At 69.5% G+C, this 23093-nt stretch carries 19 protein-coding genes and 1 tRNA gene; 9 read left to right on the plus strand and 11 right to left on the minus strand.

Translation table 11 applies throughout. The features are described 5' to 3' along the window. The first annotated feature begins 78 nt into the window (after positions 1-78). From AB0B28_RS02385 to AB0B28_RS02400, 4 genes are all read left to right on the plus strand, one after another. On the plus strand, positions 79-1179 hold the full coding sequence (locus AB0B28_RS02385) for a DUF234 domain-containing protein (RefSeq protein WP_360115180.1): 1101 nt from the start codon (positions 79-81) through the stop codon (positions 1177-1179). 98 nt (positions 1180-1277) lie between these two features. Continuing rightward, entirely contained in the window at positions 1278-2282 is a 1005-nt protein-coding gene (locus AB0B28_RS02390) for a hypothetical protein (RefSeq protein WP_360115183.1), read from the plus strand. 18 nt (positions 2283-2300) lie between these two features. Then, positions 2301-3110 (plus strand): hypothetical protein, encoded by an 810-nt coding sequence (locus AB0B28_RS02395; protein ID WP_360115186.1) that lies wholly within the window; start codon positions 2301-2303, stop codon positions 3108-3110. A 24-nt stretch (positions 3111-3134) separates the two neighbouring features. Next, a complete protein-coding gene (locus AB0B28_RS02400) occupies positions 3135-4160 on the plus strand; it encodes a hypothetical protein (protein ID WP_360115189.1) in 1026 nt (341 codons plus the stop codon). Here AB0B28_RS02400 and AB0B28_RS02405 read toward each other — a convergent pair. Continuing rightward, positions 4154-5323 (minus strand): hypothetical protein, encoded by a 1170-nt coding sequence (locus AB0B28_RS02405; protein WP_360115192.1) that lies wholly within the window; start codon positions 5321-5323, stop codon positions 4154-4156. The genes AB0B28_RS02400 and AB0B28_RS02405 overlap by 7 nt on opposite strands. A 132-nt stretch (positions 5324-5455) precedes the next feature. Then, entirely contained in the window at positions 5456-6409 is a 954-nt protein-coding gene (locus AB0B28_RS02410; RefSeq protein WP_360115195.1) for a DUF6528 family protein, read from the minus strand. Positions 6410-6709: 300 nt separating this feature from the next. Between AB0B28_RS02410 and AB0B28_RS02415 the strand changes: the two genes are divergently transcribed. The 4 genes from AB0B28_RS02415 to AB0B28_RS02430 all read left to right on the plus strand — a co-directional run bounded on the left by AB0B28_RS02415 (position 6710) and on the right by AB0B28_RS02430 (position 11951). After that, a complete protein-coding gene (locus tag AB0B28_RS02415; RefSeq protein ID WP_360115198.1) occupies positions 6710-8257 on the plus strand; it encodes a hypothetical protein in 1548 nt (515 codons plus the stop codon). Further along, entirely contained in the window at positions 8254-8520 is a 267-nt protein-coding gene (locus AB0B28_RS02420; protein ID WP_360115201.1) for a hypothetical protein, read from the plus strand. The genes AB0B28_RS02415 and AB0B28_RS02420 overlap by 4 nt, the downstream gene beginning before the upstream one ends. 320 nt (positions 8521-8840) lie before the next feature. Continuing rightward, positions 8841-10853, plus strand: coding sequence for an SNF2-related protein (locus AB0B28_RS02425; protein WP_360115204.1), 2013 nt, complete (start codon positions 8841-8843; stop codon positions 10851-10853). Between the two features lie 96 nt (positions 10854-10949). After that, positions 10950-11951, plus strand: coding sequence for an NAD-dependent epimerase/dehydratase family protein (locus AB0B28_RS02430; protein WP_360115207.1), 1002 nt, complete (start codon positions 10950-10952; stop codon positions 11949-11951). Between the two features lie 19 nt (positions 11952-11970). Here AB0B28_RS02430 and AB0B28_RS02435 read toward each other — a convergent pair whose 3' ends face one another. From AB0B28_RS02435 to AB0B28_RS02460, 6 genes are all read right to left on the minus strand, one after another. After that, positions 11971-12729: a hypothetical protein gene (locus tag AB0B28_RS02435; protein WP_360115210.1), complete on the minus strand. Its 759-nt coding sequence runs from the start codon at positions 12727-12729 to the stop codon at positions 11971-11973. Between the two features lie 89 nt (positions 12730-12818). Then, positions 12819-13883 (minus strand): alpha/beta hydrolase-fold protein, encoded by a 1065-nt coding sequence (locus AB0B28_RS02440; RefSeq protein WP_360115213.1) that lies wholly within the window; start codon positions 13881-13883, stop codon positions 12819-12821. Next, positions 13880-14998 carry a serine hydrolase domain-containing protein gene (locus tag AB0B28_RS02445; protein ID WP_360115215.1) on the minus strand — a complete coding sequence of 373 codons (1119 nt, stop codon included), beginning with the start codon at positions 14996-14998 and terminating at the stop codon, positions 13880-13882. Before AB0B28_RS02445 ends, AB0B28_RS02440 begins: the two co-directional genes overlap by 4 nt. Before the next feature lie 191 nt (positions 14999-15189). Beyond that, on the minus strand, positions 15190-17463 hold the full coding sequence (locus tag AB0B28_RS02450; RefSeq protein WP_360115218.1) for a helix-turn-helix domain-containing protein: 2274 nt from the start codon (positions 17461-17463) through the stop codon (positions 15190-15192). 136 nt (positions 17464-17599) lie between these two features. Next, positions 17600-17675, minus strand: a tRNA-Arg gene (locus AB0B28_RS02455). 102 nt (positions 17676-17777) lie between these two features. Then, positions 17778-18467 (minus strand): hypothetical protein, encoded by a 690-nt coding sequence (locus AB0B28_RS02460; RefSeq protein WP_360115221.1) that lies wholly within the window; start codon positions 18465-18467, stop codon positions 17778-17780. A 120-nt stretch (positions 18468-18587) separates the two neighbouring features. On the opposite strand from AB0B28_RS02460, the gene AB0B28_RS02465 reads away from it, so the two are divergent. Beyond that, complete coding sequence (locus tag AB0B28_RS02465; protein ID WP_360115224.1) at positions 18588-19718, plus strand: winged helix DNA-binding domain-containing protein; 1131 nt, start codon at positions 18588-18590, stop codon at positions 19716-19718. 225 nt (positions 19719-19943) lie between these two features. Here AB0B28_RS02465 and AB0B28_RS02470 read toward each other — a convergent pair whose 3' ends face one another. Genes AB0B28_RS02470 through AB0B28_RS02480 form a run of 3 tightly spaced genes read right to left on the minus strand, consistent with a single transcriptional unit; the run spans position 19944 to position 22959 of the window. Then, positions 19944-21644, minus strand: coding sequence for a DUF885 domain-containing protein (locus AB0B28_RS02470; RefSeq protein ID WP_360115227.1), 1701 nt, complete (start codon positions 21642-21644; stop codon positions 19944-19946). After that, the gene (locus AB0B28_RS02475) at positions 21641-22582 is read right to left on the minus strand and encodes a prephenate dehydrogenase/arogenate dehydrogenase family protein (protein ID WP_360115230.1); all 942 of its coding nucleotides are present in this window, start codon (positions 22580-22582) and stop codon (positions 21641-21643) included. Before AB0B28_RS02475 ends, AB0B28_RS02470 begins: the two co-directional genes overlap by 4 nt. Beyond that, positions 22582-22959 (minus strand): co-chaperone GroES, encoded by a 378-nt coding sequence (locus AB0B28_RS02480; protein WP_360115233.1) that lies wholly within the window; start codon positions 22957-22959, stop codon positions 22582-22584. The genes AB0B28_RS02475 and AB0B28_RS02480 overlap by 1 nt, the downstream gene beginning before the upstream one ends. Between the last annotated feature and the right edge of the window lie 134 nt (positions 22960-23093).

A 23093-nucleotide genomic window follows, 5' to 3' on the forward strand; every position in this document is an offset into this window, starting at 1 on the left:
ACTCCCCGATCTCGCTTAGATCTCGTCTTAGTAAGATTGAATCTTACTAAGACGAGATCTAAGCACGGTCCCGCCATCGTGGTGCTCGACGAGCTGCCCTGGCTCCTGGAGCAGGACAAGACCCTGGAGGGCGTGCTCCAGACCGAATGGGATCGCAGCCCCAGTCGTCGTCCAGTGGTGCTCATCCTGGTCGGCAGCGATCTTCGGATGATGGAGTCGTTCTCCGGATACGACAGCCCGTTCTACGGCCGAGCCGATCCGATGCTCGTCCAGCCGTTGGACCCGGGAGACGTTGCGCAGATGACCGGGCTCGGCGGCGCTGAGGCCTTGGACGCCTATCTCATCACCGGTGGGTTTCCGGGTCTGTGCAGAGCATGGCCGGCCGGCATGGTTCCCGAGGCGTTCCTTCAGCAGTCCTGCAAGGACCCGTACAGCCCACTGTTCACCTTGGGTGAGGTAATGCTCGCCTCCGAGTTCCCCGCGCCCGACCAGCACCGCAGGGTGCTCACCGCCATCGGCAGCGGCGAGCGGACGTTCACGAACATCGCTCGATCCGCCGGGTCCGGACCGGGAGCGCCGGTCCAGTCCGGCACCCTCGGACCGGTACTGCGGAGCCTGGAGCAGAAGCAGGTCGTCGCGATCGACCAGCCCTTGGCGGTAAGTCCGGGGAACGGTGGCAAGCTGTATCGGGTGAGCGATCCATATCTGCGACTGCATCTGTCGATGCTGTCCGGCGCTCATGAGGACATCAAACGCGGGCGGCCCGAGTTGGCCGTCGCGAAGATCAGACGGCAGTGGAAGAGCTGGCGCGGCCGCGCGATCGAGCCGGTCGTCCGCGAAGCGCTGTACCGTTCCGTGGTCCAGGCGGGGTTTCCCTGGCCCGGGGCCGAAGCGGTCGGCGGATGGTGGCCCCGAAGCTTCGATCCAGAAGTCGACCTGGTCGGAGCGGATCGAGGGCCCGTGGCCAAACGTGTCTTCTATACCGGTTCGATCAAGTGGATCGGGACGCCGTTCGACCGGCACGACTTTGCGGCGCTCGTCAGCGGCTCGGCGAAGGTGCCCGGCGCCGAACCGAGTCAGACCGGTTTGGTCGCCGTGAGCCTCTCCGGCGTCACCGAAGGCATCGAGGCCGACCTCGTCTGGGGGCCGCAAGAGGTGCTCGCGGCTTGGGAGTCCTAAAGTCACCAGCAGCACTGTGCGCCCAGAAGCCATACCACTATGGAATGAATCTGCGCGGTTCGCCGAAATGAGGCGGCACCATTGGTCATAGTGCTCGCATGGCCCTTTTCGGATCTTCGGGCGGATCGGCTCGCCTGACCCGTCGTACCGTCCTCAGCGGTGCGGCGGCCCTCTTCGCCGGCGGGGCGGCTTCCGCCCTCGTCCCAGCTCACGCCCTCGCCGCCGAGCTGCCGCAGCTCCGCGCGGCCGCCACCGGTTGGACCGGGCGGCACGGCGAGCTTCTCGTGCTCACCGCCGACCGCGTGACCGAGACCGACTACGCGATCCGCGTCCTCGACGCCGTCCTGCCCGAAGGCCCTTCGGATGCGAACGGCGCGCCCGAGGCCACCGGCGAACTCGGCCCGCCGCTCGACGTGCCGCTGCCCGCCGGGTTCCACCCGCACTCGATGGCCGCGCTCGGTCCCGCGCTGTGGATCACCGGCGCGCTCGAAGAGGGCCACGACGCTTCCCGGCCCGCGCTCGTGCGCATCGAGGACGGCGCCGCCGAATACGTCGACCTCCCACTGCCTCCGCAGATCCGCTCGGGCATCGCCGCCGCGATCGCGCCCGTCGGGGAAAGCGGGCTGGCCGTGGTCATGGAAGGCTGCCCCGACCCGCACCTGGCCCTCGTCACCCGCTGCCACCTCGCCCTGAGCGAGGACGCGGGCCGCACCTGGACCGAGCAGCTCATCGCCGAGAACCTCGGCGAGGGGTACGGCACGGTGCTCGCCGAGACCGACGAGGGCCTGTTCGCCGTCGTCGGCGACGGCGCCGACTCGCAGACCATCCACGTGGGCGAGCGCTCCGGCGACCTCGTCCTCGCGCCGGTCGCGAACCTGCCCGGGGCCGGGCGGCCGATGGCCGTCGTGGCCTCCGAATCGCACGTCAGCGTGTTCTCAGACCAGGAGGGGGCCGTCGCCGAGACCCGGTTCACCGCCGAAGGCGCCCCGCTGGAGACCGCCGCCGACTGCGCGTGCCGGGGCGAGATCCTCGCCGTGGCCGGGCGGCGCGGCCTGTGGCTCGAAACCGACGGCTCGGCCGTCCGCATCAGAGGCGACCGATAACGAACGGAAGGAGGAATGATGGCGTTTCCCAGCAGTAGCCAAGCGTTCGCCCGCTCCACGTGCGACCTCCCCGACATCACCCGCGACTGGTTGTACAAGTCCGCCTGGAAGATGCGCTACCGCACCGCGTACAACAAGGACGGTTACGGCGTCCACCCGTCCACCACCTCGTTCACGATGCACGAGGAGACCCACACGCAGGCGGGGAAGGTCGCCAACGACCTCCACAACCTCGGCCAGGCCTACGCCCGCAGCGACGGGCCCTGGCCGTACTCGTGGACCGGCATCGCCGGGACGAAGGTCTGCAAGCCCGGCTACCACCGCTACGGCGCGGCCATCGACTTCACGAGGTTCGACTGGGGTTCGGGGCACTATGTGGACACAGCCGTCCACGGCAAGTCAAGCAGTAGGTACCTGAGGCGCCGCTACCTGGCGGTGATCGCCACTTGCCGCAAGCACTTCGGCACGGTCCTGCACTGCCACAACGACCCAGACGGCTCGCACTGGAACCACATCCACGCCGACCGGGGCCGCCAGGCCGTGGCCCTCAACTGGAACTACGGCACCGACACCACGATCATGCAATGGGCCGCAAGGGATCTGGCCGGGATGACCGCGATGGTCATCGACGGGATCTACGGCCCGCAGACCCGCGAGGGCTACAACCTGTTGCGGGACCGGTTCGGGGCCAAGTCGATCGACCCCACCAAGTCGGCGGCGAACCTGCGGCTGTGGCTCACGCTCATCGGCCGACACGGCATGGCGGACAAGGACGCCGGGACCTACAAGGCCACCGAGTCGATGAAGGCCGAAGCCCTGGATGAATGACCGCCCGTCCGGAAGGAGCACGACATGACCCTGAAGCATCGCGCAGTGGCCCGGGCCTGCGCCGCCGCAGCGGTTCTCGTGCTCGCGGGCACGGCGGCCTGCGACTTCGACCCGGTGTCCGGCAACGGGAACGACACCGGCGAAGGGGTCTTCTACGGCCTCGGCGACGACCACAAGCTCTACCGCTGGGACGCCGAGGCCGACCCCGAGGAGGCGCTCGACCTCTCCGGGGTGTGGGAGGGCCTGGGGGACGTGGGCACGGTCATGCGGTCCTCGCTCAGCATCAGCCCGACCGAGCGCTACGCGGCGTGGATCTCGGGCGCGAATCCCGATGCGTCGCTTGAGTTCGGGAATCTCGAGACCGGCGCGATCTCGACCGGGGTCGAGTACCCGCTCGACCACGCCTGCCTCGACCCGTCCTGGCTCGCCGACGGCTCGGCGCTCCTGGTCCACCGCGCCCCGGTCTGGGGCGAGTCCCTCACCCAAGGCGAGATCCCGCTCCCGGTCAAGACCTGGGGTCCCACCGAGTGGTACTCGCCCGACGTGGGCGCACTGCCGACCACTGTAGAGCTTGGTGAGGAAGGCTGCCGACTGCGCTGGTACACCAACGAAGACGGCGAGGCCGAGGGCATCTACCACGACCTCGACGTCCAGAAGCTGTTCCGCGTCAACACGACCGGAGACACGGAGGAGATCATCCTCGTCTCCAGTCTCCACGGCACCGAGTCGCGCACGATCGGCATGTTCGACATCGACCCGACCGGACGCTACGTGTGCCTTGTGGACTCATACGGCCCATACGGAGCCCTCAAGGGCGGCTTCACGATGCGCGCCGAATCCGGCACCCGCGTCATCGACCTCAACACCGGCAACGCAGTCCAAGCCGACGACGCCTCCTGCATCTCCATGCACGAAAAGGGCTTCATCACCCGCGACGGCGCCGAAGTCGCCTTCATCGACTACAACGGCAAGACCCGCTGGGAAGACGAACTCCCCGCCACGATCGCCGAATCCCCAGTGCTCTTCTACTTCCCGCCGAAGGATCAGTAGAGGTTCGACAGCGCATGGAGCACCGGAACCCGCAGCACCGGTCTCGCGCCGCCGAGGAACCGCGTCACGGCATCGGCCAGATGCGCCTCGTCGGTGAACAGCACCGGGGGCGCCCCGGGGTCGACGCGCACGAGCTGATCGTCCCGTTCGGTGGCGGGCACCAGCACGAAGGCGCAGACCTTCGCGCCGGGCACGCGCTGGTCGACCTCGCGCACTTTGGCGAGCGACGCCGCCGCGTCCCGTTCGTCTTCGGCATAGAGGGTCCGGTTGTGCGTGATGTCGTCGAGCCTGCCGCTCAGCCTCCACCGTGCTTGGAACTCCTCGTCGACCACGACGGCGATCCGGTTCCCGTTGGCGATCAGCAACCGGCCCAGGCCGCCTCGGCGGGTCGCGGCCTTGAATCGGGCCGCGGGCAGGCGCAGGACCGGGGTGACCAGGTCCCGCAGCGGCTGCGCCAGGTCGCTCTCGTCGTCGTATCCGATCCAGCGTCCGTGGCGCAGCCTTCGGATCACCCACTGCCGCCGCTTCCGCCGCCGCCGGCCGCGCACGACCAGCACGATCGCGAGCACCGTCAACGCGAGCTGGCCCCCGAACCAGTACCAGAACGCGGGGTCGTCCAGGGGCAGAAACGCGCCCCCCACGATCAGCAAGAAGAAGCCGGGGAAACCCAGCAGTCCGGCGGCCCACCCTTCATCCACCATGATGCCGAAGCCGATGAACACCAGGCCGACGAGCGCGCTCAGGAACGCCAGGACCGTCCAGCCGCTGCCGGTGTTCAACACCAGCGGTACCCAGCCGAGGAGCCAGGCGAGCACCCCCAGTACGGCGGGGACGGTCGCGTTGGCCGGGCCCGGCCGTATGCGCAGGCGCCCGCGCTTCGTCCGCGGCGGCCTCGGCGCGTGCGTCCACGTCGTCTTGGCCTTGAGCTCCCTGGCGCGTTTCGCGGTGCTCTTCTGGGCGGCGTGGCCGAGCGCGATCGAGGCCGCCGCGGCGAGCAGGACGGCGGCGAGTCCGGCCGCGAGCCAGGTGAGCCGCTGCCCCTGCGGCACCGACGGGTCCTGCCAGTACCACTGGGCCGCATAGTTCAAGCCCGGCCCCACCACCGCGAGGACGACCAGTGCCGTGGTGGCGGTCGTGGAACTGAGGGCGCGGACTCGGGCCATCTGCGGTCCTCTGCGCTAGCGGGGGCCAGGGATCGACGCGGCCGAGTGACCGCGCCGCGTCGAATCCCTTTGTAGCAGAGCGATAACGCGTTGTCGACCGCCCGAACCGGCAGAGGTTCGTGCCCGAGCGTTCTAGTTGTACGCAGTGGAGTAGTAGCGGGCCTTGTAGAACTCCGCGCCCGACCTGGTTCGGTTGGCCGACTGGGAGAACACGACCGTGGGGCTGCCCCAGGTGCGGGAGCCGGCGTTGTCGCCTCGGACGTAGAAGTACTCGCCGGACTTCATCTTCACGTACGACTTGATGCGGGTCGTGGTGTGGAGGGTGGTCTTGGCGAGGGTCGACTTGTTGATCGAGTAGACGCCGTGGGTGTCGGAGACGAGGAGGCGCCCGGTGTTGGAGTAGTCGGGCTGGAGGTCGTGGCCCAGGCCCGAGAGGGTGACCTTTTTGGAGTGTGCCTTCAACCGGATGTTGCGGTAGGTGCCGGTGACCGAGTACGCCTGCACGATCTTGTTGCCGCAGGCCCACAGCAGCTTGTTGTTCGGGTCCCACAGGACCCCGTGCGCGCCTGCGAGGTTCACCGTCTGGACCTTCGCGAGCGTCGACGGCTTGGAGATCGCGGTCGGCGCGTAGACGGTGAGGAAACCGTCCGACGAGGCCGACACGAACGCCCCGAGGTCCGGGATGCGTTCCAGCGCATGCGGGTTGCCGCCGGGGGTGGCGCTCCACAACACGTCGTTCAGCTCCTGGTCGAGCTCGGACGTGATGTCCCAGATCCCGACCCTCCCGCCCGAAGCGGCCGCGAGCCCGATGACGCCGAACTGCGCGGTGTTGCGGATGCGGCAGTCCGAGAGGTTCGACCAGCCGCCCTTGCCCGGGCTCCACGACTTGTACCGGTTCGCGTTGCTGAACGACTTGTTCTTGTCGAAGACCATCACCTTGTTGGTCTCCTGCTCGGTGGCCATGATCTTGAAGTTCGCGGTATCAGCCGCCGCGACCCCGATCCCCACCACACCCGCAGCGGCCAACGGAGCCCCAAGAGCCACCGCCCGCAGCAGATTCCTTCTTCTCAAGTTCGGCTTGCTCACGCATCACCCCTACGAGTCAGAAAGCGCCGGAACCGATCCGGTCTCCAGCACCCCCAGTGTGCCCCATCACAACCACCCGCGAATCGCGGGCGGCACGAGGCTCGGTGCGAGGCGATCTAGACACTTTGGGGGAGGGGGTGTGTCTTGCGTTGATTTAGCACAGGAGTTGTGTCAGGGTTGCAAAACGTGGTTTGTGTTCACTCGGGCACGAACCGCAACATCCGAATATCAACGCGGGCCACCGTCCCAATCGCCAAACCAAGTCGGTGGCCCGCTACCAACCAGAGAGGTGAACCTCCCATGGTCAGCGACAGCCTACGCCAAAACGGCGGCGGCACACCAGAGCGAAACCCGTTCGGGCCCGGCGACGAGGACGAAACCGTCTACTCGCCGATGCCCTTCACCCCCGGCAGGACCCCCGCCGGGTGGACCGAGACCCGCACCCGCGAGCGGGGCTGCGACCAGTGGCCGCACCCCGAGAACCCCGGCCTGATCGCCGATTCGGACGGCTATTACGACTGGGCCGGTCGGCGGCTCTTCCTGCCCGACGGCTCTCCCGACCCCGGCGTCTCCGGGGCCTATCGCTACCAGACCCGCCCGGACCTGTGCGACCCGAACGCACCCGACTCCGAACCGGTCTCCCCGCGCTACGAACCGATGTGGCTGCGCCACAAGCCGGGCGACACCTGGATGATCGGCGGCAAGCCGTACGATCCCGACGACCCCGGCCCCTATGGCAACCCGCTGTGGCGGCCCGACCGCCGTACCGGGCGTCACCGCCGTGGCGAACGCCCCGACCCGATCGCGCCCTGGGAGTGGCGGGAGGGCGACCCCGAACCGCCGGACTTCGCCCGCACCCGCATCCGCTGGGACGCGCACGGCGACTGGACCCCCGACCGCATCGAGGCCTCCGGCAGGCCCGAAGACGGCGCGGGAACCGTCCCTGAGCGAGTCGCCTACGCCCCAGCGCCCGGTTGGCTCAGCGGGAGCTGCCCCGACCCCGGCTCCTACGATGCGCGCCAAGGCGACCGACCCGGCCACGGGCCTCGGCGCGACACCGATTGGAAGTTCATCCACCGGTACTCGACCGACTCGGACCAGGCCGAGCTCGATAGGGGCCGCAAGGAGCGCGACACCGACCGCGACGACGAAAACCCCGGGTCGGGCCGCTCCTCCGGTTCCGGCGAGGCACGTCGCGCTTGGGCCGAGCGCGAACCCTCCGGGCCCCAGGAAGCGCCCGCCGAGCGCCAGAGAGCCGCCGACCCCCGGCCCGCGCCGCGTCGCCCCCGCCATCGGGACGAGCGGGAACCGGACCAGGGCAGACACTACAGGTCCGGACGCCCCGGACCGGACGCCCGAAGCGAACCCGCACCGGACTCGAAGGGCTGGAACGCGACCGCCGCACCGGCCGCCGAGGAGCCGTACCGCCTCCCGGGTCTGCGGGAGCGGGCGTGGTCGGAGTTTCTCGCCGATTCCCAGGCTTTCTACGAAGAGCACCTTGAGCCGCCCGAGCCGGATTTCCGCGACCGCTTGGCGTGGCTCTTGCGTTGCCTGGTCTGGATCTTCGCCCTGGGCGTGACGCCGATGCCGCGACTCCGCGCCGAGTCCACCGGTCGCAGGCTCTCGCCCGCACCGCAAGCGACGCAACCCAAGGTGCCCAGGCAGACCCGGACGCTCCCCGAAGCGAACCGGACCGCAGCCCTCCCAGGAGCGGCGGCGGCGATGTTCCGGGCCGGGGCCGCGCGAGGCCGCCTCGCGGCCCGAGCCTCCCAGGCGGGTCCACCCGATTCGCCACTGCCGAGGCTGCACTTCGATCTCAACGCGGGCTACACGGCGACGGCGGCATGACCGTGGACACGCTGACCGCCAGGGCCGAGATCGGCCAACGTCAACTGACCTTTCAGGCGATCTTCTCCCAGCATCGACTGAGGGTCGTCTTCACGGGGATGGAACCGCCCGTCCTCGGATCCGTGGTCTACCTCGACACCGATCAGCCCGGGCTGCGCATCTCGACCCCGCTCCACGTCGAGTGGGCCGCCCGCCACCATGAAGCGATCATCGAAGAGGCAAAACGAATCTGGGGCGTGGCCATCCGAGAATGCGATGGTTAGACCGGTCCGACCGGTCAGTGCCGGACGGCGGCATGCCGGGGCCCGATCGCATCGCGATCGGGCCCCGAGGTCATTCGAGCTCGGCGCGGCCCCGAGAGGCCAATACAATGGGTCCCCTCCCGACCCCAGGAGTTCCCATGGCCGACACGCCGCACAGCGGACGGAAGCTCCGCGAGCGCGCCCGCACGCAGGTCGCTCGTGCTCGTGAGGTGTTGCGGCAGTATGAGAGTCTGGCTGCTGCGCCGATGCGGTTGCGGGGGGCGGTGCGTGGGCATGTCGCGGCGTTGGCGAGTGAGGATGTGTCCGTTCGGCTTGCGACGATGCGGGTCACGGAGCTGAAGAAGGTCGCAAAGGGACTGCGGCTGGCGAAGTTGGAGCAGGCTGGGATCACCACTGTCGCCGATGTGCTTCAGAACTCGCATGAGCAGTTGACGCGGATCCCGGGGGTCGGCGCGCAGACCGTTGACGAGGTCAAGGCCGCCGCTGCGCTGTTCGCTGAGCGGTCGCGCGTCGATGCCGGGCTTCGGTTCGATCCCGAGCGGCGCGACCCGCGGCAGACCCGGATCCTGGCGCATCTTCAGGCCGAGCGGGCCGCGACGGAGGCCGTCGGTGAGCTTCAGAAGTCGGTGTCCCGCTTCAGGGAACGGGCGCTGCCGTATTTCGCGGCGGCCGACCGGGTCGGCAGCAGGCTCGCGATGCTCTTCTCCAGGCGCAAGCGGAAAGCCGAGACGCTGGCCCGCTTCGCGATGCTCGAAGCGGTCTGCGCCGAAGACGAGACGCGGGTGCTGGAGCGCGACCTGGCCGCGGCGCTCGACGAGGCCAGGCCCGAGCGTTGGACCACCGACGAGCTTTGGAGGGACTACGAGCGCCAGGCCGCGAGCGTCAACACGCAGCTCGCGAAGATCACCGGCACCGACGAAGAGGACGCCGAGCGCGCCGAGGACTTCGTCGGGCATGATCTGCGGCAGGCGATCGAGACGCTGCCGTTCGACAGGTCGCTGCTGCGCACCGACCTGCGCTTCTATCAGCTCTTCGGCGCGAAGTACGTGGTCTACCAGAAGAGGGCGATCATCGGCGACGAGATGGGCCTGGGCAAGACCATCCAGGCGCTCGCGGTCGCCGCGCATCTTTCAGCGAAGGGCCAGCGCCGCTGCCTGGTCATCTGCCCGGCGAGCGTGGTTCCCAACTGGCTCAAAGAGATCCGCAAGCACACCCAACTCGAAGCGTTCGGCCTCCACGGGCCGAGACGAGAAGAGGAGACCCGCAAGTGGCTGCGCCGCGGCGGGGTCGCGGTGACCACGTTCAACACGATCGACCGGCTCGAAGCGCTGCCGCCGCGGGCGAAGATCGCGCTGCTGGTCGTGGACGAGGCCCACTACATCAAGAACCCGAACGCCAAGCGCAGCATGGCCGTCGGGGACGCGATCGGCCGCTCCAAGCGGGCACTCCTGTTGTCCGGCACGCCGATGGAAAACCGCGTCCAGGAATTCACCTCGCTCATCGGCCACCTCCGGCCCGACCTCGCCGAGCAGGTCGGCGAGGCCGACGACGTGGTCGGGGCCGAGGAGTTCCGGCGGATGGTCGCTCCGGTCTACCTGCGGCGCAACCAGGAAGACGTGCTCACCGAACTTCCCGAGAAGATCGAAGTCGAGGAGTGGGTCCAGTTCAACGCGAGCGACGAGGACGAATACCGCGAGCAGGTGCGGCGCCGTAACCTCATGGGCATGCGCCGCGCGTCCTCGGCCACGGCCGGATCGGCGAAGCTGGAGCGCCTGGCCGAACTCGTCGAAGACGCAGGGGAGGAGGGCCGGAAGGTCATCGTGTTCTCCTACTTCCTCGACGTGCTCAAAGCGGTAGGAGAACGCCTGGGCGACAAGGCGATCGGTCCGATCACCGGGAAGGTCGCGGCCGCGAAGCGCCAGGCCATGGTCGACCAGTTCGCGCAGCGCGAAGGCCCCGCGGTGATCCTGGCGCAGATCGAGGCCGGGGGTGTGGGCCTGAACATCCAGGCGGCCTCGATGGTGATCCTCGCTGAGCCGCAATGGAAGCCGAGCATCGAGCAGCAGGCGGTCGCCCGGGCCCACCGCATGGGCCAGACCCGCCGCGTCCAGGTGCACCGGCTGCTGGCAAAGGACGGTGTGGACGAGCGGATCCGAGAAGTGCAGGAGCACAAGGACCTCCTGTTCGAGCACTACGCGCGCCACTCCGACGCGAAGTCGACCGGCGCGATGGCGACCGCCACCGCCGTGGCGTCGCCGGGTGACGATTCGATCCCCTTGGAGCAGCGCATCATCGCCGCCGAACGCGCCCGCCTCGGCCTCGACCGCCCGTGAGTGCTCGGGGCGGTTGCGTCCCAAGGTGATCAGAGGGATGATCGGGGCCGCGCCGTCATCTGCGGTCGCGGGGACTTCGAGGTGAAGGGGTGGTTCATGAGACTGCTCGTCCTGGGTGGAAGCCTGTTCGTGGGGCGCGGGATCGTCGCCGATGCGCTCGCGCGCGGGTGGGAGGTGACCGTGTTCAACCGGGGGAGGTCGGGCACTGATCTGCCCGGCGCCAAGGTGATCCACGGGGATCGCTGGAACCGGGCGGACCTGGAGCGGCTCGCCGCGTCGGGGCCGTGGGACGCGGTCGTGGACGTCTCCGGGTACGTGCCGCGGAACGTGCTCGAAGCGGCCTCGGTCCTGGAGCCCGCGACGGGCAGGTACCTGTTCATCTCGACGCTCTCGGCCTACCAGGGCTGGCCGATCGAGCCGTTGTCCGAGGCATCGCCCATTCTGGAGTGTCCGCCCGACGCCGACGATACGTTCGGCGAGGACGTCAAGGACGGGCCGAGCCGGTACGGGTACCAGAAGGCCGGCTGCGAGCGAGCGGTGCTCCAGGTCTTCGGGCCAGGGCGCAGCACCGTCCTGCGCCTCGGAGTCGTGCTCGGCCCCGAGGAGTACGTCGGCCGCCTCCCCTGGTGGCTGCTCCGCATCGCCGAGGGCGGCCGGGTCGTCGCCCCCGAACGCTCCGACCGGAGCATCCAACCGGTGGACGCCCGGGACGTCGCCGAATTCGCCGCCGACGCCCTCGCCCGCAGCCTCGACGGCGCGTTCAACGTGGCCGGATCCGGCGAGGCCACCTTCGGGGACTTCCTCGGCGCATGCGTGAAGGCCACCGGATCCGACGCCGAACTGGTCTGGACCCCCAGCGACGTCCTCACCGACCACGGTGTGCGCCAATGGAACGAGCTGCCGCTGTGGCGAACCACCCCCGGCACCTGGAACACCAGCTCAGCCAAAGCCAGGGCCGCGGGCCTGACGACCCGCCCGATCGCCGACACCGTCGCCGACACCTGGACCTGGGTGACCGAATCCGGCCTGACCCGGGACCAGATCCCCGAAGACATGGGCATCGCACCGGAAAAGGAACGCCGAATCCTCGACCGGTGAACGCTTCAGTCCACACAGGTCACAGCCAGGCGAAGCACACGGTGTACGAGTACTCGGTGAAGACCGCGTTCTGCCATGTGGCCCAGCCGTAACCGTCGCAGAAGGACGTGTCGCGGCCGGTGGTGCGGCCTACGACGTAGACATTGGAGTAGGCGCAATCGGCGAACTCGAAGGTCATGTCGTCGTCGGGACCGCTGGCGTACAGGCAGTGGTCGGTCTGGGCGTATCCGATGTCGTCGGGGTACTGCATGCGCATGCACAGCAGGACCGGAGGCGAGTCGGGATATTCGTGGAAGCTCAGCGACCCGTTGTAGAACTCCCATTCGGAGCAGTACGCGGAGTCGTCCTTCCCCTGGAGGCGCTCCAGGACCAGGAAATTGCCCACGTCGCAGTACGCGGGGAAGTAGTAGTCGTCGCCGTCGGCGGTGACGCACTCGCCGACCGAGACGTCCGCAAGCACATGGGGTTCCGGCTCGGGTTCGGATTCGGATTCGGATTCGGATTCGGAGTGCGATTCGCGCTCGCTCTCGTCGTCCGGTTCGCTCTCGTCTCGGGGCTCGGTGCTCTCCACACCGATTCCCGAGGTGGTCGGGGTGCTCGAAGGGCTGTCTTTCACATCGGTGTCAGCGCCGGGGTCGAGCCCGAGCTTGAGCGAGAGGATCGCGATCACGACTCCCGCCACGACCTCGACGACGATCGCGGTGCCGAGGTGCTTGAACCGGCGGTCGGGAGCGAGTGCGCTCCCCGAACCGGCGGCGCTGTTCGAAGGGGCGTTCATACTGGCCTCGGATTCTCCCGCCCCACCGGCGGGAAGGATGAAGCGGCGCGGCGGTGTGCCTTGGCCGCCGCGCCGCGGTCCCGGTTGCCTCAGGGATGCTGGAGTCGGGACATCACCAAGGGGATGAAGTGGTCGAAATTCGCTTGGAGGCAGGCGAACTGGGCGTGCTTGCCGGTACACCCGGCGGCCCAGTCGCTCCCGTCTCCGTAGTCGAGGAAATCGTGCTCGATGCCCGCGGCGGTGAGGTTCGCCGAGGCCACCGCCGTGGTCTGGCGGGCTCGGTGCTCGACGATCGCCTGGACCGGGTCGACGGCGAGATCACCTCCGTTCCCGGAGTACAGCGCGATCCCCATGCCGCGCAGCGACTCCACATGCTGCGCCGGGCTGCGCTGGTTCCAATTCCAGTCCAGGGGCCAGATGGGCGAGCCGAAGATCGCGTCCGGCGCGACCGTCGGATAGCCGTACGCCGCCAGTTGCGTCGAGCCGACCACGGCCGCCCGCATTTCCAGGTTGAGCAGATCGAGCCCGCCCGAGAAGCTGCCCACATAAGTGAACAGGTCCGGTCGGCGTTCGGCGTAGCTCATCGCCCCGTAGCCGCCCATCGAGTGGCCCGAGATCGCGCGGCCCTCCTTCGCGTCGACGGTCGCGAGGTTCGCGTCGATGAACGGGATGAGCTGCTCCAAGTGGAACGTCTCCCAGTTCTGGAGCCCGAGCGAGCCGGGGTACACCCAGTCGGTGTACCAGCCGCGTCCACCGCCGTTGGGGGCCACGGTGATGAGCGGCTCGTGCGCGGTGGACTCCTCGATCGCCTGTCGAAGCCACGGCGCGTTCGGGTAGTCCCCGCCGCCGTGGAGCGTGTAGTGCACCGGGTAGGACTGGGCCGGGTCGTACCCGTTCGGGAGCGTCACCGACACCACGTGCTCGCCCGAGACCTGCCCCGGCATGACGGTGAACGCCGGAACCTCCTCGGTCGCCACGGTGAAGGTGAACGTGCGGTCGCTGCCCTCGGCCCATTCGGGCTGCGCGATCACGGTGAGCCCGAACGCGTCCGCGAGGTGCGGCGGTGCGATCGCCGCTTGCGCCTCGGGGACCGCGACGATCCCGGAGGCCAGGGTTCCCGCAAGCATCGCGGTCGTCAACGCGCGCGCGTTCATGCCGACTCCTCGCACAGCGCCGCGTCGACGACCTCGTAGCGGGTCGGCGGGTTCTCGTTCGCCGGGAACGCGTTGGTCACCAGCGACGCGAAGCGCCCGTCGTCGGTCGTCATGGTCACCGACGAATGCCCGGTGGTCAGGTTCCCGGCGTGTCCCCACGCCTCGCCGCCGCACGAGAGGTCGAGCTTGAACAGCCCGAGCCCGTAGTCCACGCCCAGCGCGGGAGCGTCGACCGTCGTGCGCATCTGGGCCAGGGACTCCTCGGAGACGACCTCGCCCGCGGCGAGCGCCCGATAGAACTCGGTCAGGTCGCCGAGCGTCGAATTGACCGCCCCGGCCGAGGAGGCGCGCGACATCTCGAAGCTGAAGGTCACCTCGGTCCAGAAGCCCACCGGACCGACCCAGAAGCCCTGGTAGCCAGGCAGGTACGGGCTTGCGAGCGAGTTGTCGCCGGGTGCGGGGAACGAGGTCTCGGCCAGCCCCAGCGGGACGATGATGCGCTCGGTGACCGCCGCGCCCACGGCCTGGCCGGTGACCTCCTCGATGAGCATCCCCGCGATGAGGTAGCCGATGTTGGAGTAGGTCCAGCCCTCGCCGGGCGCGTAGAGCGGCGGCTGGGTCAGTCCCGAGCGTACGAGTTCGGCGAGCGTGAAGCTGCCGTCGGGTTCGGCGGCGGGGTTCTGGGCGTCGCGCGGGAGTCCGGCGGTGTGCTGGAGGATCTGGCGCACCGAGATCGCGTCCTCGTCGTATCCGTCGCCGTCCACGACGCCGGGGAGGTACGCGCCGATCGGGGCGTCGAGGTCCACCGCGCCCTCGTCGACGAGCTGGAGCACCACGGCGGCGGTGAACGTCTTGCTCTGACTGGCGATCCGGAAGTGGTCGTCCTCGGTGATGGGGCGGGTCGGGAACAGCGTCGCGGTGCCGCTGGTGAGCGTCCACGCCTCGTCGGCGTCGCCGGCGTGCACGGCCGCGCCGGGGCCGGCCTGCGCCTGGTACCGGTTCAGCAGCGACTGGGGGGCTTCGTGGTCAGCGGCCTGCACCGGTGTCGCCGGGAGCGTCAACGCCACTACTGCGAATGCGATGACCGGCAGCCATCGTCTGGTCTTTCCTGCCATGTTCGGGCCTTTCCTCGTCGAGGGCGGACCCCGGGCGCCTGCCTGGGCCGTTCGGTCCGCCGCGCCGGTCGTGTGGCCGGCGTCGTGCAACCGATCATGTGGACAAGCCGTGAAACCGACAACGAAGGAATGTGGTCAAAACAGGTGATATCGCTCCGGTCATTTCATATGACCAGCCCGCTGCCCGGGCCTCACCTGCGCGAACGCCTCCGGGCGTTTTCCTTGTACGCCAAGGCCAGGTGCTCCTGAAGCTGGGCGTGGCGGAACTGGTAGACCGCTCCGGAGCGGCGCAGCACCCCACGCGCGCACGCGTCGTCCAGGAACACCGGGAGCGGCCACGGCAGCCGCCCCGTCAGCGGCAGCCACAGCCGCCCGAACACCAGCCACTGACCCCAGCCGGAGAACGCGATCACGTAGCCGATCGTGGCGAACGTCCCGGCGTACCCGCCGAGGATCGCCGCTTCCGCAGGAGCCCAATGCCATTGCCCGAACGAGGGCGGAAGGAGCCGCAACAACTGGATCTGGCTCCAGAGGGCGAAGGGGAACGCGACCGCGAGCACAGGAGCGAAGATCAGGGCCTGTGTCAGCAGCGTTCGACGGCTCGCCCGCATCAGGTCGGTTGGAGTGGGCACCGATTTGAGGTCGAGCGGCCGCTCCAGCAACGCGATGACCACGAGCCCGATCCCACCGCAGAGGCCGCCCGGGATGCCGAAGCCGAGCGTGTCGACCACGGTGTTGACCGCGATCTGTGCCGCGCTGAGTCCGTACTCGGTGCCGAGCACCACCTCGCGGACGACGGTGAAGCCTACGGGCAGCAGCAACCCCGCGAGGAAGCCGAGGCTGAACCGGCGGCCGACATCGCCCCAGCTCAGCGTCGGATTCCCGCGCAGGCGCATCTGCACGCGTGAGGGCCCGAACCCCTCGCTCCGGGACCGGGCGAGCACCCCGTGCGCGATCGCGAACGAAGCCGCGACCGCGAAATCGACCGCGATGCCGACCGGGAGAATCGTCCGGCCGACGACCATCATGGCGATCGAGTCCAGGAACGCCAGGAGCAGTCCCAACACCGCGGTCATGACGGCCATTCGCTCCCAGATCCCCAGGGACGTACCGATCTTCCACCACGCGAGGTCGTGCTCCCCGCGTGACTCCAGGTGGTGGGCCAGGTAGCCGAGCCAGTGTCCGGCCCGCACCGGTTCGAACCGCGCGTCCTCGGTCTGGTCGCGGTACGCGGTGGGCACCAGCCTGCCGAGCAGGTGCCGCTCGACCGATTCGGCGGTCGAGAACGCGCGGGTGTCGAGCAGCTCGACCGGATCGCGCCCGCGGCGACTCCCGTACACCTCCTTCGCGAGTGACACCATCAGCGGGGTCGCGAACGCCCGCGCCAGGTGCCCTTCGGGTTCGCTTCTCACCGCGTCGAGCACCGGCTGCCACCGGCTCGCAGGGCGCGCGGCCCGCGACAGGTATCCCGCGACCTGGTCGGGGCCGAGGTCGACCAGTTCGACGACCGCGCTCCGCGACAGCGGGAGCCCCGTCTCCTCGACGGCACTGACGAACTCACCCGGTCGGCTCGTCAGCGCCAGCGGGCCCGAGCGCTGGTTGAGCTGTCGGAACGCCTTGGGGTGCAGGCCCTCCGCCATCTCGTCGAAGCCGTCCAGGATCGGGAGGACGAGCCCGGCGGTGAGCAGCGCCGCCGCCGTGGTCGAGCGGTTCGGCATGAGCCGCAGCAGGTGCGGATGCTCGTTCTCGAGCTGCGTCGCCAACCACTCCTGTAGGTCGACTCGCGGATTCCAGGATTCGAGCCGGAACACCACCGGCACCGGGGAGGGCGCCTCCCAGGTGTCGAGCAGGTTGAGGGCCAGGCGCGTCGCCACCACGGACTTCCCCGACCCGGCCCGGCCGAGCACCACGAGCCTTCCAGAGGGGATGCGGCCGTACACGGACTCCAGGTCGGCCAGCGACCCGTCGAGGTCGAGCGGCGGGACGGTCGCCCCGGCTTCGGCCTCGGCGATGTTCTCCCAGTGGTCGACCGCGTCGGTGTCGACCGTGCGCCAACCGACCGGAATCGCGGAGGGATTGCGGAGGTCCTGGCGCTCCTCCTCCTGCTCGAGCTTCGCCCTCACCTCGAACGCGAGCTTGTCGGCCGCCCGGTGCAGACGCCGGCGGATGATCGACGGCTCCTCGGTGCGGGAACGGTGAGCGGCGGTGTGGAACTCCTCGTACTCCTCATCGGTGAGTCCGAAAGCGACCTTGAAAAGCAGCAGCGTGGCCTCTCTCGGCCGCGCCACCATGCCGTTCTCGTACCGCCTGACCGTCTTCTCCGCGACCCCGGCATGCTTCGCAAGGGCCTCTTGGGAAAGGCCGGATCGCTCCCGGTGTTGCTTGAACAGCCTGGCGAACTCCGGTTTCAAGACCAAACGGGGTTTTCTCGGGGGCACGGCGACAATTGTAGGTTCGCGGTACACTTCCGACGCCCCTCACAACACCACAGCCGCCCCACCCGCACCAGCTGTCGGGAATCCGACAGGAGCCGCTCAAGTGGAGTCGCGCTCGGCCGTGAAAACGAGAAAAGCCGAGTCCGCAGACTCGGCTTTCTCTCTATGGTGCGCCCCGAGGGATTCGAACCCCCAACCTTCTGATCCGTAGTCAGATGCTCTATCCGTTGAGCTAGGGGCGCATCTTCGGCTCGGTGGTGATCACCTGGCCGGGCATAACCTTACCCGGGTCGGAAACCGGCGTGCAAGCGGGTATGCGGTTGTGGGCTGGGTCATTCGCGTGGTCAGCAGTTGTCGAGGACCGTTCGCGTGAAGTCGCGCCAGGCCTCGGGGAGGCGCTCGGCGCGCTCGGGATGCATGATCGCCGCCGCGGCCCAGACCGCGGTCTCGGCCTCCAGGACCTCCGCTTCGAGCAGGTAGCGCTCGACGGATGCCGCGCGGTGCTCACGGCCGGGGAAGAAGTGCCCGGCCGCGGCGAAGAACGCCACGTAAGCGCGATGCAGCCCGCTGGTGAGCGTCTCGGCCAGCTCCCACGGGTCCTCCGTGTCGCTCAAGCGCTTGGCGATCGCCTCCGACTCGGCCGCGACCGCATCGCGCGCCGCGTCGGCCAGGGCCTGCGGAAACTCCGTGACCTCGGCGCGGGCGCGCGAGCCCAGCTCGGAGTCGTCGGCCAGGAGGATGCCCTCGGCGAACCGGGAGATGACGCGCAACGGCTCGTCGCCCGGCTCGCGCCAGCCCTCGCCGTTCTCGAGCGTCTCCAGCAGCGACTGAAAGCGAGCCACCGTGAGGTTCGTCGCCTCGGCGCTGGCCTCGTCGGGCACCGCGTCCGTCTCCCATACGCACACCAACTCGGCGTCCTCCCCGAAACCGGACAGGGCGGGCCCGTGCGCGTAGGCGAACGCCAGTCGCTCGTCGTCGTTGATGTCGGCGAGCACGTCGGTGGTGAGCCTGAGTATCGCGTTCGGAAGGGACATTCCTAAATTGTGGCGGTTGTTCGCAACCGCGTCTACTCAAGTCAGGAAGGTCATCGAAGGAGTTTCGCGCTACACGATCAGCGGCGCGCCTCTGTCGCCCCCGGCGACTAGCATGAGCCCATGTCGACTCCCAACGGCGACTTGACGCCCGCGGCCATCGCGGCCTGGCGCGCCCGCTCGCAGCGGCTCTGGGGCACCCCGCTCGCCACCCCGATGGAGGCGTTCGCGCACCTCGGGGCGGTCCAATCCCAGGAGATCCAGCCCTCCAAGCTCACCCCCGCGATGCGGTCCGCGCCTGACGGCCCGGGCCGCGCCTTCGCCGGCGTGGGGAGCGTCGACGCGCTGATCGAGAGCGGCGAAGTGATCCGCACGCACGTCCTGCGGCCCACCTGGCACACCGTTCCGGCCCTCGACCTGCGGATGATGCTCGCCGCGACCGGCGCGCGGGTCCAGCAGCTCGCGGCCGGGCAGTACCGCGAACTGGGCCTGGAGGCCTCGGTGCTCGAACGAGGTGACAAGGCCCTCGCGGCCGGGACGGCCGGAGGACGGCACCTCGCCCGCGAGGAGGCCACCGAGGTCCTCGCCGAGGCCGGGATCGCCGACCCGACCGGCCGCAGGCTCATCCACCTGCTGTTCCACGCCGAGATCGAGCAGGCGATCTGCTCGGGCACGCCCGCGGGCGGCAAGCAGACCTACGCGAACTTCGACGAGCGCGTCCCCGGCGGTCCCGTCCCGGTGGACGAGGCGGTCTTGGCGCTGGCGCGGCGGTTCTTCGTCTCGCGGGGCCCGGCCACGCTGAAGGATTTCACCCGTTGGGCGTCGCTCAAGGTCGCGGACGCGAAGGCGGCCGTGGCCGAGCTGGAGCTCAACGAATTCCATGTGGACGGTCGGGTGCTGTACGCGGCCGAGGAGGCGCCCGAGGCGGGCCCGAGCGGGCCGGTGGTCGACTTCGTGCAGGGGTTCGACGAGATGCTGTGCTCCTACACCGACACCAAGGACTGGGTGGTGCACCATTCGATGCCGCGCTCGGCCTACCCGGACCGGCCGCGGTTCAACTCGGCGATCCTGCTCGACGGGCAGGTCATCGGGCACTGGAAGGCCGCGGTGAAGAAGGAGCGGCTCGTGGTCGAGACGCTGCGGGTGCGCGGGTTCACTGCGACGGAGGTCGCAGCGCTGCGCCGCGGCGCGGAGCGCCTGCGGGTCTGGTTCGACGCCGAGGAGCTCGACCTCCAGCTCGACAGTCCCGCTTGAGCGACGCCTTGCGAGGCCGGGCGGCGCGGAAGCGCTGCGAGAGTGGGGCGCGGCCGGGGTTTGGGCGCCCGCGGGGGCACGGCGAGGGAACCGCGTGCGGGCATGCGAACGGGGGCACCGCGATACGGACAAATCCGGAATGCCGGATATGTTCCGAACGCAGCGCCCCCGTTCTATAACCAGTACCTCACGGGTGCGACATTCAGGGCGTGTGAGGACTTTTCGCTACAGGCGCGCCAGTGACTCGGCGAAGGGCGTCAGGCCCATCGAGCCGAGGTTGAGCGCGTCGGAGTGGAACTGCTTGAGGCTGAAGGACTCGCCCTTGCGGGCCTTGTAGTCCTCGCGGGCCTGCATCCACAAGCGCTCGCCGACCTTGTACGACGGGGCCTGGCCGGCCCAGCCGAGGTAGCGGTTGACCTCGAACTTGAGCATGTCGTCCTCGACCGTGCGGGTGTGGGCCCGCATGAACTCGAACATCTTCTCGCCGTCCCAGGCCTCGCCCTCGCGCCAACCGAACGGGTTGCCCTCGGGGATCGTGAACTCGCAGTGGAGGCCGATGTCGACCACGACGCGCGCGGCGCGGAAGGCCTGGGCGTCGAGCATGCCCAGGCGCCCGGCCGGGTCCTCCTCGTAGTACCCGAGCTCGTCCATGAGCCGCTCGGAGTACAGCGCCCAGCCCTCGCCGTGGCCAGAACACCACATCAACTGGCGCTGGAAGCGGTTGAGCAGCTCCAGACGCGCCATCGTCTGCCCCACCTGGAGGTGGTGGCCCGGCACGCCCTCGTGGTACACCGTGGACTTCTCACGCCACTTGCCGAACAGCGCCTGGCCCTCGGGCACCGACCACCACATCGCGCCCGGACGCTTGAAGTCCTCGCTGGGCCCGGTGTAGTAGATCGCCCCGTCCTCGGTCGGCGCGATCTTGCAGTCGATCGCGCGGATCTGCTCGGGGATGTCGAAGTGCGTGTCCGCGAGGTCGGCGATGGTGGAGTCGGCGAGCTCCTGCATCCAGTCGCGGAACTCGTTCTTGTCGGTGAGGTTCTGCGCGGGGTCCTGGTCGAGGAACGCCACGGTCTCCAGGATCGACGCGCCCGGCTTGATCCGCTCGCACGTGGCGCGCATGTCCGCCTCGATGCGGGCCAGCTCCTGCCAGCCCCACGCGTAGGTCTCGGCCAGGTCGATCTCGGCGCCGATGAAGTACCGCGACGCACGCGAGTAGCGCTCGCGACCGACCGCGTCCTTCTCGGGCGCCTGCGGGGCCAGCTCCTCGCGCAGGAACAGCGCGAACTGCGTGATCGCCGCGCGCGCCCAGTTCGCGCCGTTGCTCAAGGCGATCCGCAGCGGACCGGACGTGATCGGCTCGCCGTCGATCGTCACGCCGTTCGCCAGGCCCGCCCAGAAGTCGGTGTCCTTGCCCTTGGCGCCGTTCCAGTTGTCGCAGTGGGTGGCGATCTCCAGCACCTGCCGCTTCGCGGCCACCCGGCCCGCGGCGGCCTCGGCGCGCAGCGTCTCGGTGTACTGCTCGACCGCGGCCGGGACGGCGGCCAGGCGGGCCGCGATGTTCTCGGCGGCCTCCTTGCCGTCCTTCTCCATGAGGTCGAAGATCTGGCGCACGCTGTGGACCGGAGAGGCCAGCACGTTCAGGCTCAGATAGGTGTCGCCGGCCTCGTGACGCTCCAGGCTCAGCCGCAGCCGCTCGAGGATGGCCTCCTTGGCCACGCGCTCGCGCTCGTCGACCGGCTCGGCGGCCTCCAGCGCGGCGATCGTCCTGCGTTCGAGGTCGGCGGACTTCGCCAGCCCCGCGGGGGAGAGGTCGTCCAGCTCGTGATCGTGCCCGGGCACACCCATCGCGGTGGCTTCCATCGGGCTGAGGGCGATCACGTCCTCGACGTACTGGTCGGCGATCTCGTCGATGATTCTTCTCATGGAGTGGACTCTACGCGAGGACGCCGGACGAGCGCGACCTCACTTTCGAAGCCCTCGACCCACCCCCCGGCAGCGCCCAAGGCCACGAGGGCGTCCCGCTCCAGCGGCATCTCCTCGACCTCGCCAGGCCCCGGCGGCCAAGCCGCGCGAACGCGCCGCGAGCGCTCGAACCACTCCGCGACCACTCCGGGCAGGGCCGGTCCGTCGGCGATGCGGCGGCGCGCCTCGGCCAGTTCGGCGCCCAGGTCATCGAGTGCCGCGAGCAGTTCGGCCCGGTTGCCCGCGGCCATCCCGGCGAACAGCCCGGTCGGGCTCGCGGCCACCCGCGTGCCGTCCCGGAACGAACCGGCCGCCAGCGCCAGCGAGAGCGGGTCCCCGGCGACCTCGACCAGCGCCGCGGCGACCGCGTGCTCCACATGCGAGATCCGCGCGGCCGACCGGTCGTGGTCGGCGGCGGTAGCGGGGACGACCCGGGCGCCGACCGAGGTCCACAAGCGGGCCAGCGCGGCCCAGTCGTCCAGGTCGGTGCCCGCTTCCAGGCACAGCACCCACACGCGGCCTTGGAACAGGCCCGCTTCGGCGGAGGCGAACCCGGCGGTCTCCTTGCCGGTCATGGGGTGCCCGCCGACGAACCGCGGGTGCTGCGCGAAGAGGCGCGCGGCCTCGGCCTTGACCGAGGCGGTGTCGGTGACGATCCCGCCGTAGCCAGGAGGGAAGGTCTCGGTCGCGACCTCGGCGAGGCGGCTCATCGGGGCCGCCACGACCGCGATCTCTGCGTCCAGGAGCGCGGCCGGGTCCGAAACCACGGAGAACTTCGAGGCCGCGGCCTCGCGAGTCGCATCGTCGGGGTCGTAGCCGATCACCTCGTGCCCGGCCTGGGCCAACGCGAGCGCCGCCGAGCCGCCGATGAGCCCGAGCCCTGCGACCGCGACGCGCATCAGAGGTAGAGCCCGGTGCCGTCGTTGTCGACGCGCCCCGCCGCGACCGCGTGGATGTCCCGCTCGCGCAGGAGGATGAACGTCTTGCCCTGCATCTCGACCTCGGCCTTGTCCTCGGGGTCGAACATGACGCGGTCCCCGGCCTCGACCGAGCGCACGAGCGGGCCGACGCCCACGGCTTCGGCCCAGTGGAGCCTGCGGCCCATCGCGGCGGTGGCGGGGATGACGATCCCGGCGGCGGAGCGGCGCTCAGAGTCGGGGTCTTCGCGCACCAGGAGCCGGTCGTGCAGGAGCCGCACCGGCAGGCCGGTCGTGGAATCCAACGGTGTATCGGTCACAACGCCCCAGCTTAGCGCTTGTCGCTGACGCACCGGCATCCCGCGCCGGGCCGCCGTGGTCGCGGGAGCACACCTCGCGTTTCCAACGGGCCCCCGGTTTCAAGGCTGCCGGAGGGGTACGACAATCCAGCCCGGGCGACCGGGCGCCGCCTGCCGGAGGTGGCGCCTGCGGG

The organism is Glycomyces sp. NPDC046736 (assembly GCF_040645615.1).
Classification (GTDB): Bacteria; Actinomycetota; Actinomycetes; order Mycobacteriales; family Micromonosporaceae; genus Glycomyces.